This is a genomic window from Streptomyces sp. NBC_00663, from assembly GCF_036226885.1.
GTDB lineage: Bacteria > Actinomycetota > Actinomycetes > Streptomycetales > Streptomycetaceae > Streptomyces.
The window spans coordinates 3,615,799-3,630,703 of record NZ_CP109027.1 but is presented as its reverse complement, the minus strand read 5'-3'; the positions used below and the strand labels follow the sequence as shown (position 1 = coordinate 3,630,703).

The following is a 14,905-nucleotide window of genomic DNA, read 5'->3' as shown; positions in this document are numbered from 1 at the left end:
GCCCTACGGCGCGCTCGGCCACACCAGCACCATGTACGCCCCCCAGTACGCCGACCCCAGCACCGCCGCCGCCAGTGCCGTCGCGCGGTAGTGGGCGGGGAGACGCAGCAGGCGGACGGCGAGGGGGAGCAGGAGCGGGAACGCCGGCAGGAGGAAGCGGGCGCGCGGGAAGTAGACACCGCCGCTGGCCAGGACGATCGCCAGCAACACGCCGGTGAACAGGACCAGGGGAAGCGGCTGGCGGTCCCGGAGGCTCAGCGCGAACAGCGCCACCGACACCAGCAGCGTGCACGTCACCAGGACGAGAAACAGTTCCGGCGTCGAGTCACGCACCAGCAGCTCCCGGAACCGCCGCAGGGTCTCCCGGCCGCCGTCCACCTCGTTGTGCCACAGCGCCTGTACGGCGAAGTAGCCGTCCCAGCGGCCCAGACGCAGGCCCACCCAGCCGACGTACCCGCACCAGCCGAGCGGGGCCACGAGGGCGGCCGTGAGGGCGGGCCAGGAGAAGCGGGCGCGCAGGGAGAGCAGGCAGGTCACCGTGACGGCGGCGGCGACCGCGACGCCCGTCGGGCGGGTCAGGCCGGCCAGGACCGCGAGCCAGGCCGCGGTGAGCGGACGGCCGGCGAGCAGGGCGTACAGGGCCCAGGCGGCGAACGCCGTGAACAGGGACTCCGTGTAGCCCATCCACTGCACCAGGCCCACCGGGAGCGCGGCCCACAAGGTGGTCAGGAGGACGCCGGCGCGGCGGCCGTGCAGACGGTCGCCCACCGCGAACACGCCCCAGGCCGCGCCGAGCGAGGCGAGGACGGCGATCAGCAGACCCGTGGTGGCACGGGTGCCGGGGGTGACGGCCGCGACCGCCTTCACCAGCACCGGGTAGAGCGGGAAGAACGCCAGGTTGTTCGCGTCGTACGCGGTGCCCAGCTCGTGCGCGTAGCCGTGGTCGGCGATGCCCAGGTACCAGTCCGCGTCCCATTGCGTCGCCAGGATCGGCCAGACGCCGTGGCCCTGGTGGTGCGCCCAGAGGGAGAGGAACAGCAGACCCAGGAGGCGTACGGCGACGTAGGCGAGGAGGGCGGGGCAGGCCCGGCGCAGGGCGGGCGCGGCGGGGCGGGCCGTGGGCGCGGTGCCGGGTCGCCGGCTGCCCGGGATGCTGGGGGCGGTCGAGGACACGGGGCGGCTCCGGGGCTCGGGGGACGGATTTCCGTCCACCGTTTCCCGGGCCGGGGTCCGCGGAGGGGAGCGTGCGGGGGCGGGCGCGGGAAATCACCCGATGGGGTGCCCCGGCGGGCGGGACACCCCGTTCGTACGGGTCGTACGGGGCGTACGGCTCAGATGCCGGCCGCCGCCGACAGGTCCCGCTTGATCGTCTCCAGTACGTCCGTCGCCCTGGCGTGGGCCGCCGGGAGGTCGGCGTGCGTCGCGACGGGGACGACGACCTCCAGGTAGCACTTCAGCTTCGGCTCGGTGCCGCTGGGGCGGACGATGACGCGGGCGCCCTCGAGGGTGTACCGCAGACCATCAGTGGGCGGCAGCTTGTCCGTGCCCTGGGTGAGGTCCTCGGCCTTGGTGATGGCGAGACCCGCCAGCTCGGTCGGCGGCTGCTCACGCAGGCGGCGCATGGCGTCGGCGATGACGGACAGGTCCTCGACGCGCACCGAGAGCTGGTCGGTGGCGTGCAGGCCGTGCTGTACGGCGAGGTCGTCGAGGAGGTCGAGGAGCGTGCGCCCCTCCTCCTTGAGCTCGGAGGCCAGTTCGGTGATGAGCAGGGCGGCCGTGATGCCGTCCTTGTCCCGGACGCCCTCCGGGTCCACGCAGTAGCCCAGGGCCTCCTCGTAGCCGTACCGCAGACCGTCGACGCGGGCGATCCACTTGAAGCCGGTGAGGGTCTCCTCGTAGGGGAGGCCCGCCTTCTCGGCGATCCGGCCCAGGAGCGAGGAGGAGACGATCGACTCGGCGAACGTCCCCCGTGCCCCGCGGCTGACCAGGTGCGCGGCGAGCAGCGCGCCGACCTCGTCGCCGCGCAGCATCCGCCAGTCGCCGTCCGCCTTGACGGCCACGGCACAGCGGTCGGCGTCCGGGTCGTTGGCGATGACCAGGTCCGGGTCCGTGGCGCGGGCCTTCGCGAAGGCGAGGTCCATCGCGCCGGGCTCCTCCGGGTTGGGGAAGGCGACGGTCGGGAAGTCCGGGTCGGGTTCGGCCTGTTCGGCGACGAGCTCCGGGGCGGGGAAGCCGGCTCGCGCGAACGCCGCGAGGAGGACGTCCTTGCCGACGCCGTGCATCGCCGTGTAGACGGTGCGGGCGGTGCGGGGGGAGTCCTGCGCGAGTACGGCGTCCGTACGGGCCAGATAGGCGTCGAGGACGGCGTCGTCGAGGGTCTCCCAGCCGGTCTCGGGGCGCGGGACGTCGGTCAGGCTCGCGATCGCGTCGATCTCCGCCGCGATCTCCGCGTCGGCGGGCGGGACGATCTGGGAGCCGTCGCCGAGATAGACCTTGTAGCCGTTGTCGCGAGGCGGGTTGTGGCTGGCGGTGACCTCCACTCCGGCGACCGCGCCGAGATGCCTTATGGCGTACGCGAGCACGGGGGTGGGGAGGGGGCGGGGAAGGACGGCGGCGCGGAGTCCGGCTCCCGTCATCACCGCGGCGGTGTCGCGGGCGAAGTCCGCGGACTTGTGGCGGGCGTCGTAGCCGATGACGACGAGGCCGCCGGTGTTTCCCTGCTTCTTCAGGTACGCCGCGAGGCCGGCCGCGGCGCGGATGACCACGGCGCGGTTCATGCGCTGGGGGCCGGCGCCGAGTTCGCCTCTGAGGCCCGCGGTGCCGAACTGGAGGGTGCCGCTGAAGCGGGCGGCGAGCTCGGTGACGTCCCCGGCCTCGATGAGCTTGCCGAGTTCGTCACGGGTGTCGGAGTCGGGGTCCTCGGCGAGCCATGTCCTGGCCTTGGTGATGAGGTCGTCGTGCACCGGGGTGAGCCTCTCGTCGTTTGTGCGGTGCGGGTGCGTGGGGGGTTGCTGTCCCTGGGGCTCTGCCCCAGACCCCGCTGGGGGCTGCGCCCCCAGGCCCCCGTTTCCCGCCCGCCCACCCGTCTCGGCCAACTGGATGGTCCAGCCTTCCAGCCGACCGAGACGGGTGGGTGTGGTGGGCGAAGGTCGGGGGTCCAGGGGGCGGAGCCCCCTGGGGCGGTCAGATGCGGCCGAGTACCTGGGCCAGGAGGGCGCCCATCTGGGTTGCCGAGTCGCGGCCCGCCTGGAGGACCTCTTCGTGGTTGAGGGGCTCGCCGGTCATGCCCGCCGCGAGGTTCGTCACCAGGGAGATGCCGAGCACCTCCGCGCCGGCCTCACGCGCCGCGATCGCTTCCAGCACCGTCGACATGCCGACCAGGTCCGCGCCGATGACGCGGGCCATGCGGATCTCGGCCGGGGTCTCGTAGTGCGGGCCGGGGAACTGCGCGTACACGCCCTCTTCGAGGGTGGGGTCGATCTCCTTGCACAGGGCGCGCAGCCGAGGGGAGTACAGGTCCGTCAGGTCGACGAAGTTCGCGCCGACGATCGGGGACGTCGCCGTGAGGTTGATGTGGTCGCTGATCAGGACCGGCTGGCCGGGGCGCATGCCCTCGCGGAGGCCACCGCAGCCGTTGGTGAGGACGATCGTCTTGCAGCCCGCCGCCACCGCCGTACGGACGCCGTGCGCCACAGCGGCGACACCCCGGCCCTCGTAGTAGTGCGTGCGGCCCAGGAAGACCAGCGCCCGCTTCTCGCCCATCTGGTACGAGCGGATCTTGCCGCCGTGTCCCTCGACCGCCGGCGGCGGGAACCCGGGCAGCTCGGTGACCTGGAACTCGGCGTCGGGAGCGCCGAGGGCGTCCACGGCCGGCGCCCAGCCGGAGCCCATCACGAGGGCGACGTCGTGGGTCTCGGCGCCGGTCAGTTCGCGCAGGCGCGCGGCGGCGGCGTCGGCGGCGGCGTGCGGGTCGCCCTGGATGTCGTCCGGAAGAAGAGATGCGTTCACGCGGATGAGCGTAGCCGGTCTGGGCCTACGCGCGTAGATGACAGAGCGAACGGGATGGCGATCGTTGTCTTGTCGTTTCCAACGAAGGGCGTGACTCCGGTTACTGCGCGGGTCAGCAGGGGCGCTTGCGCAGTTCCATCACATAGTCGTGCGGCGCGCCCGCGGATTCGGCCGCGTCCGCGATCTCGCCGAGGTAGCGGGCGGAGGGCAGACCGCCCTCGTAGGCGTCGAGGACGTAGACCCACGCCGACTCCTCGGTGTCGAGGGTGTGCACCCGTACCCGCATCCGGCGGTAGATGCCGAGACCGACGCCCTCCCACCGGTCCATGGAGTCCTCGTCCGGCGGGGCGATGTCGTACAGCGCGACGAAGACCTGGGAGAGGGGGTCCTCGACGAGGGTGGCGAGGGCGCCCTCCCAGCCCATCTGCTCGCCGCCGAAGGTGAGCCGCCAGCCGTTCAGCCAGCCCGTCGCGCGCAGCGGCGAGTGCGGTGCGCGGCGCGTCATCAGCCGGGCGTCGAGATTGCCGGCGTAGGCGGCGTAGAGCGACATGCAGGAGAGGGTACGGCAGCCGCATCCGGCGTCACTCCCGTAACAGTGGCGTCTCGGGCCGGGCCCCCGGGCAGTAGCACCTTGAAGCGTGCGGGACAATGGAGTACGTGACTCGGATCGTGATCATCGGTGGCGGACCCGGCGGATACGAAGCGGCGCTGGTAGCAGCGCAGCTCGGCGCGGAGGTGACCGTCGTCGACTGCGACGGTCTGGGCGGAGCGTCGGTGCTGACCGACTGTGTGCCGTCGAAGACCCTTATCGCTACGGCCGAGGTGATGACCACCTTCGACTCTTCGTACGAAGAGCTCGGCATCATCGTGGCCGACGACACCCCGCCCCTGGAGCAGGCCGCCCGGGTGGTCGGGGTCGATCTGGGGAAGGTCAACCGGCGAGTCAAGCGGCTCGCCCTCGCTCAGTCCCATGACATCACCGCCTCTGTCACCCGCGCCGGCGCCCGGGTCATGCGCGGCCGGGGCCGCCTGGAGGGCATGCAGGCCCTGGACGGCTCCCGCAAGGTGATCGTCAGCACCGCCGACGGCACCGAGGAGACCCTCGTCGCCGACGCCGTCCTCATCGCGACCGGCGGCCACCCGCGCGAGGTGCCCGACGCGCTGCCCGACGGCGAGCGCATCTTCAACTGGACGCAGGTGTACGACCTGACCGAGCTGCCGGAAGAGCTCATCGTGGTCGGGTCGGGTGTGACGGGTGCCGAGTTCGCCGGTGCCTATCAGGCGCTGGGGTCCAAGGTCACGCTCGTGTCGTCGCGCGACCGCGTGCTGCCCGGCGAGGACCCGGACGCCGCCGCCGTCCTCGAAGACGTCTTCCGCCGCCGCGGCATGAACGTCATGGCCCGCTCCCGCGCCGCCGCCGCCAAGCGGGTCGGCGACCGGGTCGAGGTCACCCTCTCCGACGGCCGCGTCATCACCGGCTCCCACTGCCTCATGGCCGTCGGCGCCATCCCCAACAGCGCGGGCCTCGGCCTGGAGGAGGCCGGCGTCAAGCTGCGCGACTCCGGGCACATCTGGACCGACAAGGTCTCCAGGACGACCGCTCCCGGTGTGTACGCCGCCGGTGACGTGACCGGCGTCTTCGCCCTCGCGTCCGTCGCCGCCATGCAGGGCCGTATCGCCATGTACCACTTCCTGGGCGACGCGGTGGCCCCGCTGAACCTCAAGACCGTCTCCTCCAACGTCTTCACCGACCCGGAGATCGCGACCGTCGGCTACACCCAGGCCGACGTCGACGCGGGCAAGATCGACGCGCGGGTCGTGAAGCTGCCCCTGCTGCGCAACCCGCGCGCGAAGATGCAGGGCATCCGCGACGGCTTCGTCAAGATCTTCTGCCGCCCCGGCACGGGCATCGTGGTCGGCGGTGTGGTCGTCGCGCCGCGCGCTTCGGAACTGATCCATCCGATCTCGATCGCGGTCGACAACAACCTGACCGTCGAACAGATCGCGAACGCGTTCACCGTGTACCCCTCCCTTTCGGGGTCGATCGCCGAGGTGGCGCGTCAGCTCCACACCCGGAAGGAAACCGGCGGGGCCTGACGGCCGAAACCGACTCCCCGCTGGTCACAGGGAGTTGTCGACCATTCGTGCGGCATAGTCGGGGCGATTAGGCCCTATACCACTTCCGACTCTGCCGTGCGAACAACTTCGTTTATTCGGCGCATACTGCTGAAAGCAGACGGTCGTCCGCGTTACTGTCAGTTTCGTGTTCGCTGCAGAACGTCGCCAATTGATCCTCGAAATGGTGCGAGCGAACGGGGCCGTGTCGCTCCGTGAGCTCGCCCGCGTCGTCCAGACCTCCGAAGTGACCGTACGGCGGGACGTGCGCGCACTGGAGGCAGAAGGACTCCTCGACCGCCGACATGGCGGTGCGGTATTGCCGGGCGGGTTCACGCGGGAGTCCGGCTTTCCGCAGAAGTCACATCTCGCGACCGCCGAGAAGACGGCCATCGCCGACCTCGCCGCGAACTTCGTCGAAGAAGGCGAAGCCATCGTGGTCGGGGCGGGTACGACGACACAGGAGCTGGCCCGCCGGCTCGCTCGCGTACCCGGGCTGACCGTCGTCACCAACTCCCTTTTGGTGGCTCAGGCGTTGGCCCATGCCAACCGGGTGGAAGTCGTGATGACCGGCGGCACGCTGCGGGGCTCCAACTACGCGCTGGTCGGTTCCGGTGCGGAGCAGTCCCTGCAAGGGCTGCGGGTGTCGCGGGCCTTCCTGTCCGGCAGTGGTCTCACCGCGGAGCGCGGGCTGTCCACGTCCAACATGCTGTCGGCGTCCGTCGACCGGGCGCTGGTGCAGGCCGCGGCGGAGGTCGTGGTGCTCGCCGATCACACCAAGCTCGGTACGGACACCATGTTCCAGACCGTGCCTACGGATGTGATCACACGGTTGGTGACCGATGAGCCGCCGGCTCATGACGACCGTGCCGGTACGGAGTTGCAGGCGCTGGCCGACCAGGGGGTGCAGATCGCTGTCGCGGGGGCGTCGGGAAACTCGGGGGCCTCGGGGGTCTCAGGGGCCTCGGGGGGTGATTCCGTCCCCCCGCGCCAAGGTCGCCGTGACGTGGCCCTGCCGGGGCCTCGGCGGGGGCAGGTTCCGGGGGCCGGGTTGCGGACGCTGACGTCCGAGGCGCCGGGGGCTGAGCAGCAGCGGGCGCGGGTTGCTGATATGCGGCGACGTTAGGGTCGCCGACGCCCAGTCGCCGTAGGGGTTCGTGTAAGTGCGCGAGCGCAGGTCGTATGTGGCTGGTCGCGCCCACGCGGCGGAGCCGCAAATCGACACAGCGCCGCGCCCCTAGGTAAGCCCCCGCAGCGTCAGTTGCAACAATCTGTCCGCCAAGTTCTCGTCCCCCGGGGTCTCCTCCGCTGCCAGTGCGATCGCATGCGTCAGTTGGAGGAGGTCGGCGATCGCCACGTCCTCCCTTACCGCGCCCACCTCCTGTGCTCGGGTCAGCAGCGCGGCGCCCGCCTCCCTGATCGGGTCGCTGCATCTCGCCAGGGCCGAGCCGTCGTCGGACGTCACCGACATCAACTGCCGTGCCAGGCCCCGGTACTCGCCGGCGTGCGTGACGATCTCGCGCAGCCAGGTCACCAGGGCCGCGCAGGGGTTCGGGTCGGTCAGGAGTTCGCGGGAGCGGGCCAGCAGGTCCGCCACCGCGTCCTCGAAGACCGCGCTCAGCAGGGCGTTGCGGTTGGGGAAGTGGCGGTAGAGGGTGCCGATGCCGACGCCCGCGCGTCTTGCCACGTCCTCCAGGGACGCCTCCGCGCCGTGCGCGGCGAACGCCGAGCGGGCCTCGGTGAGGAGGCGCTCGTAGTTGCGGCGGGCGTCGGCGCGCATGGCGCGGGTCGGTGCGGGGGCCGCCCAGGCCTCCCGGTTCCCCGCGGTCTCCCCTGAGATCGCGCTCACCATGGCTCCCACCTGCCCTCTCGCACGCCCCCGATATGCCTCCAGGATGCCATCGGAGACGGCCGCCCGGGCTTGCCGGGGCACGCTGAGACCACCGTGCGCGGTTGCATCGCCTCCCTGCACCGGAAGCTGGAGGCGGCCGCCGCGACCCCAGAACTGACGGATGGTCACCGGCCAGGTCGGCTCGGTTCACTGGCGTGAGGCGCTCCGAAGAGAGGCGACCTCAGGGGGATTCCATGGCCACTACGTCATCCTGACCAGCCCGTACGACACCACCGCGCGTTCCGCCAGGCTCGGTCTGTGGGGCTCGGTCCTCGTCGGCGCCGTCCTGCTCGCCGTGGCCTTCGAATACGCGTCCGCAGCACCTCGTAGACCATCGCCTCAGGGGAAGCACGGAGCGCCCGGCGGACTGACTGCTCCAGTCCGCCGGGCGCCCCGGTATGCCGTACGGCCTTCTTACGAGGTCAGTCCTTGATCTCGCAGATCGCGGCGCCGGACGTGATCGACGCGCCGACCTCCGCGGACAGCCCCTTGATGGTGCCGGAGCGGTGCGCGTTGAGCGGCTGCTCCATCTTCATGGCCTCCAGGACGACGACCAGGTCGCCCTCCTTGACCTCCTGGCCCTCCTCGACGGCGATCTTGACGATCGTGCCCTGCATCGGGGAGGCGAGGGTGTCGCCGGAGGCGACGGGGCCGGACTTCTTGGCCGCGCGGCGCTTGGGCTTGGCGCCCGCCGCGAGGCCGGTGCGGGCCAGCGTCATACCGAGCGAGGACGGCAGGGAGACCTCGAGGCGCTTGCCGCCGACCTCGACGACGATCGTCTCGCGGTCCTTGTCGTCCTCGTCCGACTCCGCGTCGGCGGGGGCGGCGAAGGGCTTGATCTCGTTGACGAACTCGGTCTCGATCCAGCGGGTGTGGACCGTGAACGGGTCCTCGCTGCCGGTCAGCTCCGGTGCGAACGCCGGGTCCTTGACGACCGCGCGGTGGAAGGGGATCGCCGTCGCCATGCCCTCGACCTGGAACTCCTCCAGGGCGCGGGCGGCCCGCTGGAGCGCCTGGGCACGGGTGGCGCCGGTGACGATCAGCTTGGCCAGCAGGGAGTCCCAGGCCGGGCCGATGACTGAGCCGGACTCGACGCCCGCGTCCAGGCGGACACCCGGGCCGGACGGCGGGGCGAACGTGGTGACCGTACCGGGGGCCGGAAGGAAGTTGCGGCCCGGGTCCTCGCCGTTGATGCGGAACTCGAAGGAATGGCCGCGCAGCTCCGGGTCGCCGTAGCCGAGTTCCTCGCCGTCGGCGATGCGGAACATCTCGCGCACCAGGTCGATGCCGGCGACCTCCTCGGTGACCGGGTGCTCCACCTGGAGACGGGTGTTGACCTCCAGGAAGGAGATCGTGCCGTCCATGCCGACCAGGAACTCGACCGTGCCCGCCCCGACGTAGCCGGCCTCCTTGAGGATGGCCTTCGACGACGCGTACAGCTCGGCGACCTGGGCGTCGGAGAGGAACGGCGCGGGCGCCTCCTCGACCAGCTTCTGGTGGCGGCGCTGGAGCGAGCAGTCACGCGTGGACACCACGACCACGTTGCCGTGGGTGTCGGCCAGGCACTGCGTCTCCACGTGCCGCGGCTTGTCGAGGTAGCGCTCGACGAAGCACTCGCCCCGGCCGAACGCGGCCACGGCCTCACGGACCGCCGACTCGTACAGCTCCGGGACCTCTTCCAGCGTCCGGGCGACCTTCAGACCACGGCCACCGCCACCGAAGGCGGCCTTGATGGCGATCGGCAGGCCGTGCTGCTCGGCGAACGCCACGACCTCGTCGGCCCCGGAGACCGGGTCCGGCGTACCGGCGACCAGCGGCGCGCCGGCGCGCTGGGCGATGTGCCGGGCGGCGACCTTGTCACCGAGGTCGCGGATGGCCTGCGGCGGCGGGCCGATCCAGATCAGGCCCGCGTCCAGGACCGCCTGCGCGAACTCGGCGTTCTCGGACAGGAAGCCGTAGCCGGGATGGATGGCGTCGGCCCCGGACTCCCGGGCCGCGTTCAGGATCTTGTCGATCACCAGATAGCTGGTCGCCGGGGTGTCACCGCCCAGGGCGAACGCCTCATCCGCGGCGCGGACATGCAGAGCGTCCCGGTCCGGGTCGGCGTATACGGCCACGCTCGCGATACCGGCATCCCGGCAGGCCCGGGCCACGCGGACAGCGATTTCGCCACGGTTGGCGATGAGCACCTTGCGCACGATTGAGGCTCCCTCCTTGAAACAAGCCGAGTTTAGGGACTGCCGACACGGCACTACGACCCGTCCCCAATGGTGAGCTTGCCCACACGGAGCGTGATTCGAGGCTCGCTCGACCCGCGAAATCCCTTGTCGCGCTTCGGTACGCAGGACTCCTCCGGGAAACCCTAGCCCTCCCTTGTGGTCAAGGTCTCTGTCACCACGTGCTGCGGGCCACTCCGTTTCTTTGTGGAGTCCCTACGAATGGCCCAATGATTCTTTGCCGCTCGCAGAACCCTTGTCCCACGGTTTACCCGTTAGTAGCGTTCGGGCTGTATCGAACGTACTTGGAGTAACCAGGGCTCGGCTTGAGAGTGGGTGGGGGCCGGTGGTGCGCAGGCCGGTGGCGTGGATCGTGGCGATAGTCCTCTTCGCGGAGGCATTCGGGATCGCGGCGGTCAACTGGTTCCTCGGGGTGGTCGTCGACCGTCAGGACATGTCCCTGGCCGGCCTCGACCCCGACATGATGTCGATCTCCTCGAAGATCGGCGGCGTCGTCTTCGGCCTCTACTTCGCCTTCTGCGGCCTGGTCGCGCTGCTGGTCGCCCTGCGCGACCGCGCCCCGGCCGGCTTCGGGCGCATCCTGCTGATCAGCGCGGCCGTGGTGCACGCTCTGCTGGGCGCGTTCGCGTGGGGCCTGCTGGGTCCGGCCGAGTTCGCGTTCATGGTGGTCGTACTGGCGCTGATCGTGCTGCTCCTGATGACGTACGACCGTCCTCAGGAGCCCAAGGAGGATGCCATTCCGGTCAGTTCTCCGCCGGCGCCCACAACTCCGTGATCCCGATGCCCAGTTCGGCCAGCAGCTTCCGTACGAGGGGCAGGCTGATGCCGATCACGTTGCCGTGGTCGCCGTCGATGCCGTCGATGAACGGGGCGCTGCGGCCGTCGAGGGTGAACGCCCCGGCGACGTAGAGGGGTTCGCCGGAGGCGACGTACGCGGCGATCTCCTCGTCGCTGGGCTCGCCGAAGCGGACGACGGTCGAGGCGACGGCGGAGACGTACCGGCCGGAGACGGTGTCGTAGATGCAGTGGCCGGTCTGGAGCGTGCCCGCGCGCCCGCGCATGGCCTTCCAGCGGGCGGTGGCCTCCTCGGCGTCCGCGGGCTTGCCGAGCGCCTCGCCGTCGAGGTCGAGCACCGAGTCGCAGCCGATCACGATCGCGCCCTTGACCTCGGGCTTCGCCGACACGACGGAGGCCTTCGCCTCGGCGAGCGCGAGCGCCAGCTCGGCCGGGGTGGGGGCGCTGACGGCGTCCTCGTTGACGCCGCTCACGAGCACCTCGGGCGCCAGTCCGGCCTGCCGCAGGAGATTCAGCCGGGCGGGGGACTGGGAGGCGAGGACGAGTCGGCGGCGTGGCTGAGCAGTCATGCGGTCAGGGTATCGGCGCCCGTCACTTCGTGCCGAGCACGATCATCGCCAGCACCATGGCCAACGCCAGGAACAGACCCAGTCTCCGCAACATCTCCTGCATGTCGCGCAGTTCCTTGGGCGGTTCGTTCTCGGGGTCGGACCAGAGCATGGATCCAGCGTGCGGCGCGGGGGTGGGGCGGCGCCTGAGTACGCGTACTCAACTTCACCAAAAGGGTCCGCGGTTCCGTTAATGTGTCTCTTGCTAAAGGAACTCTGGTCCCGTTTGGAAGGTCGTGCCGTCATGTTCACCACCGTCTGGGCCGCCTCGCCCCAGCTCCCGAGCGAAGGCTTCACCCCCAACTGGTCCCGGGAGGGCTTCTGGCGTCAGTCCCTGCGCCAGGTCGTCCGGCTGAGCGGGGGCGGGGGGAGGGTGCGGATACGGCTGTCGAACGCGTACGGCACCTCGCCGGTGCGGGTCGCGGGAGCGAGCGTGGAAGGCCGGCGGGTGACCTTCGGGGGCCTCCGCGGCGTCGAGATGCCCGCGCGGGGCGAGGTGGTCAGTGATGCCGTCCAACTGGCCGTCAGCGCCGGTGAGTCGGTGGCGGTCACGCTGTACTTCGACGCGGCGACGGGGCCGGCGACGTTCCATGCGCAGGCGTTCGCGACGAGCCTGCGGGGCGAGGGGGATCTGCTGGAGAGCACCGAGGGCTTTGATGCCGTGAGTGAGTCCTGGTACTTCCTGAGCGCCGTGGAGGCCGACGGCGGTCGGGGTGATGGGGTGGTGCTGTTCGGGGACTCCCTCACGGACGGGTTCGGGTCGACGGTGGGGGCGGACCGGAGGTGGTCGGACGCGCTGGCCCGGTTGACCGGGAGGCCTGTGCTCAACGCCGGGATCGGCGGGAATCTGCTGCTCAACGACTCCGCGTGGTACGGAGAGAGGGGCGTTCGGCGCTTCGGGCGGGACGCCCTCGGTCTGGCCGGAGTGGACACGGTCGTGGTGCTGCTCGGGCTCAACGACATCGGGTTCAGCGAGACCGATGAGCAGCCTACGTACAAGCCTTCGCCGGTGGTGGAGGCCGATGAACTGATCGCCGGGTATCGGGAGTTGATACGGCAGGCGCGGGGGCTGAGGGTCGTCGGGAGCACCTTGCTGCCGTTCGGGGGCTCGGACCACTGGGGGGAGCATGCGGCGAAGGTGAGTTATGAGGTCAACGAGTGGATCAGGGGCGCGGGGGAGTTCGACGCGGTGGTGGATCTGCAACGGGTGATGGCCGATCCGGGGGATCCGGATCGGCTGCACCCCGCGTATGACTTCGGTGACCATCTGCACCCCGATGACGAGGGGTACGAGGTGATGGCCGAAGCCGTCTCGCGTTGTTTGTAGCTGCGGGTCGGTGGGGGCTGGTCGCGCCCACGCGGCGGAGCCGCACATCGATACAGCCCCGCGCCCCTAGGTGGGTTGCCCTAGCTTGGCCAGTAAGTGCGGGCCCATGTACTGGGCCCAGGCTGCGGCAGCCTGTGTGTGGCGATGCGGGACGGGTCCGACCACCCGTCCCGCTGTTCGGGGGCGCCGGGCGGCGTGGCTGCCGCCGCCGCGGCGCGGGCTCGGACCACTGCCAGGGCGGCGGCGAGCTCCTCTGGTGTGGGGTTGCCCCGTACGACCTTGATGTTCACAGCGTCTCCTTACAGGGGGATGTTGCCGTGCTTCTTCGGGGGCAGGGACTCCCGCTTGGTGCGCAGCTGGCGCAGGCCGCGGACCACATGGCGGCGGGTGTCGGACGGCATGATCACGGAGTCGATGTAGCCGCGTTCGGCCGCGACGTAGGGGTTGAGGAGGGTGTCCTCGTACTCGCGGATGAGGTGGGCGCGGACGGCCTCCAGGTCCTCCCCGTTGGCCTCCGCCTCGGCGATCGTGCGGCGGTGCAGGATGTTGACCGCGCCCTGGGCGCCCATGACGGCGATCTGGGCGGTCGGCCAGGCGAGGTTGATGTCCGCGCCGAGGTGCTTGGAGCCCATGACGTCGTAGGCGCCACCGAAGGCCTTGCGGGTGATGACGGTGATCAGCGGGACCGTCGCCTCCGCGTACGCGTAGATCAGTTTGGCGCCGCGGCGGATGATGCCGTCGTGCTCCTGGTCGACGCCGGGCAGGAAGCCGGGGACGTCGACGAAGGTGATGACGGGGACGTTGAAGGCGTCGCAGGTGCGGACGAAGCGCGCCGCCTTCTCGCTCGCCGTGATGTCGAGGCAGCCGGCGAACTGCATCGGCTGGTTGGCGACGATGCCGACCGGGTGACCCTCCACCCGCCCGAAACCGGTGAGGATGTTCGGGGCGAACAGCGCCTGCGTCTCGAAGAACTCGGCGTCGTCCAGGATGTGTTCGATCACCGTGTGCATGTCGTACGGCTGGTTCGCGCTGTCCGGCACGATCGTGTCCAGCTCGCGGTCCTCGTCCGTGAGGTCGAGGTCCGCCTCCTCCGGGTAGACCGGCGCCTCGGAGAGGTTGTTGGACGGCAGGTACGACAGCAGCTGCTTGACGTACTCGATCGCGTCCTTCTCGTCGCCCGCCATGTGATGGGCCACGCCGGAGACGGAGTTGTGGGTCCTGGCGCCGCCCAGCTCCTCGAAGCCGACGTCCTCGCCGGTGACCGTCTTGATGACGTCGGGGCCGGTGATGAACATGTGCGAGGTCTGGTCGACCATGACCGTGAAGTCGGTGATCGCGGGGGAGTACACCGCGCCGCCCGCACACGGGCCCACGACCAGGCTGATCTGCGGGATCACGCCGGACGCGTGGGTGTTGCGGCGGAAGATCTCGCCGTAGGCGCCGAGCGAGGCGACGCCCTCCTGGATCCGGGCGCCGCCGGAGTCGTTGATGCCGATGACCGGACAGCCGGTCTTCAGCGCGAAGTCCATGACCTTGACGATCTTCTGGCCGTAGACCTCGCCGAGGGCGCCGCCGAAGACGGTGAAGTCCTGCGAGAACACGGCGACGGGCCGCCCGTCGACGGTGCCGTACCCGGTGACGACCCCGTCCCCGTAGGGACGGTTGTTCTCCAGCCCGAAGTTCGTGGAGCGGTGCCGCGCGAACTCGTCCAACTCCACGAAGGAGCCCTCGTCGAGCAGCAGCTCGATCCGCTCACGAGCCGTCAACTTGCCCTTGGCGTGCTGCTTCTCCACAGCGCGTGCGGAGCCGGCGTGCGTCGCCTCGTCGATACGACGCTGGAGGTCCGCGAGCTTGCCCGCGGTGGTGTGGATGTCGATCTCTTCCGGCTCGGACATCGGGTCGCGGCTCCCTGCCTGCTCAAAAG

Annotated in this window: 14 protein-coding genes; 4 read left to right on the top strand and 10 right to left on the bottom strand. The window is 70.6% G+C overall.

Translation table 11 applies throughout. The features are described from left to right. Positions 1-3: 3 nt before the first annotated feature. The 4 genes from OG866_RS16355 to OG866_RS16340 all read right to left on the bottom strand — a co-directional run bounded on the left by OG866_RS16355 (position 4) and on the right by OG866_RS16340 (position 4,558). Complete coding sequence (locus OG866_RS16355) at positions 4-1,173, bottom strand: hypothetical protein (protein ID WP_443063530.1); 1,170 nt, start codon at positions 1,171-1,173, stop codon at positions 4-6. 158 nt (positions 1,174-1,331) lie between these two features. Beyond that, a complete protein-coding gene (locus OG866_RS16350; RefSeq protein WP_329335417.1) occupies positions 1,332-2,963 on the bottom strand; it encodes a phospho-sugar mutase in 1,632 nt (543 codons plus the stop codon). Positions 2,964-3,183: 220 nt separating this feature from the next. Further along, a complete protein-coding gene (locus OG866_RS16345) occupies positions 3,184-4,008 on the bottom strand; it encodes a purine-nucleoside phosphorylase (protein WP_329335416.1) in 825 nt (274 codons plus the stop codon). 112 nt (positions 4,009-4,120) lie between these two features. After that, positions 4,121-4,558 carry a gamma-glutamylcyclotransferase gene (locus tag OG866_RS16340; RefSeq protein WP_329335415.1) on the bottom strand — a complete coding sequence of 146 codons (438 nt, stop codon included), beginning with the start codon at positions 4,556-4,558 and terminating at the stop codon, positions 4,121-4,123. A 98-nt stretch (positions 4,559-4,656) separates the two neighbouring features. Here OG866_RS16340 and OG866_RS16335 point away from each other — a divergent pair, with 98 nt between their 5' ends. Both OG866_RS16335 and OG866_RS16330 read left to right on the top strand, forming a co-directional pair. Then, entirely contained in the window at positions 4,657-6,105 is a 1,449-nt protein-coding gene (locus OG866_RS16335; protein ID WP_329335413.1) for an NAD(P)H-quinone dehydrogenase, read from the top strand. A 166-nt stretch (positions 6,106-6,271) separates the two neighbouring features. Then, positions 6,272-7,249, top strand: coding sequence for a DeoR/GlpR family DNA-binding transcription regulator (locus tag OG866_RS16330; protein WP_329335412.1), 978 nt, complete (start codon positions 6,272-6,274; stop codon positions 7,247-7,249). Positions 7,250-7,360: 111 nt separating this feature from the next. Here the strand turns inward: OG866_RS16330 and OG866_RS16325 are convergent, their stop codons facing one another. Beyond that, positions 7,361-7,903: a TetR/AcrR family transcriptional regulator gene (locus OG866_RS16325; RefSeq protein ID WP_329344133.1), complete on the bottom strand. Its 543-nt coding sequence runs from the start codon at positions 7,901-7,903 to the stop codon at positions 7,361-7,363. Between the two features lie 533 nt (positions 7,904-8,436). Next, the gene (locus tag OG866_RS16320) at positions 8,437-10,212 is read right to left on the bottom strand and encodes an acetyl/propionyl/methylcrotonyl-CoA carboxylase subunit alpha (RefSeq protein ID WP_329335410.1); all 1,776 of its coding nucleotides are present in this window, start codon (positions 10,210-10,212) and stop codon (positions 8,437-8,439) included. A 364-nt stretch (positions 10,213-10,576) separates the two neighbouring features. On the opposite strand from OG866_RS16320, the gene OG866_RS16315 reads away from it, so the two are divergent. Beyond that, positions 10,577-11,026 carry a hypothetical protein gene (locus OG866_RS16315; protein WP_329335409.1) on the top strand — a complete coding sequence of 150 codons (450 nt, stop codon included), beginning with the start codon at positions 10,577-10,579 and terminating at the stop codon, positions 11,024-11,026. On the opposite strand, the gene OG866_RS16310 is transcribed toward OG866_RS16315, so the two are convergent. Together OG866_RS16310 and mmpB are read right to left on the bottom strand one after the other, a co-directional pair. Further along, a complete protein-coding gene (locus OG866_RS16310) occupies positions 10,995-11,615 on the bottom strand; it encodes a Maf family protein (RefSeq protein ID WP_329335407.1) in 621 nt (206 codons plus the stop codon). The two genes, OG866_RS16315 and OG866_RS16310, sit on opposite strands and share 32 nt — an antisense overlap. Positions 11,616-11,637: 22 nt before the next feature. Beyond that, positions 11,638-11,766, bottom strand: a complete 129-nt coding sequence (gene mmpB / locus OG866_RS16305; protein ID WP_256784129.1) for a morphogenic membrane protein MmpB — start codon at positions 11,764-11,766, stop codon at positions 11,638-11,640. A gap of 132 nt (positions 11,767-11,898) precedes the next feature. On the opposite strand from mmpB, the gene OG866_RS16300 reads away from it, so the two are divergent. After that, positions 11,899-12,981 carry an SGNH/GDSL hydrolase family protein gene (locus tag OG866_RS16300; protein ID WP_329335403.1) on the top strand — a complete coding sequence of 361 codons (1,083 nt, stop codon included), beginning with the start codon at positions 11,899-11,901 and terminating at the stop codon, positions 12,979-12,981. A gap of 80 nt (positions 12,982-13,061) precedes the next feature. On the opposite strand, the gene OG866_RS16295 is transcribed toward OG866_RS16300, so the two are convergent. Both OG866_RS16295 and OG866_RS16290 read right to left on the bottom strand, forming a co-directional pair. Continuing rightward, on the bottom strand, positions 13,062-13,271 hold the full coding sequence (locus tag OG866_RS16295; RefSeq protein WP_329335401.1) for an acyl-CoA carboxylase epsilon subunit: 210 nt from the start codon (positions 13,269-13,271) through the stop codon (positions 13,062-13,064). 9 nt (positions 13,272-13,280) lie between these two features. After that, complete coding sequence (locus tag OG866_RS16290) at positions 13,281-14,876, bottom strand: acyl-CoA carboxylase subunit beta (protein ID WP_329335399.1); 1,596 nt, start codon at positions 14,874-14,876, stop codon at positions 13,281-13,283. Between the last annotated feature and the right edge of the window lie 29 nt (positions 14,877-14,905).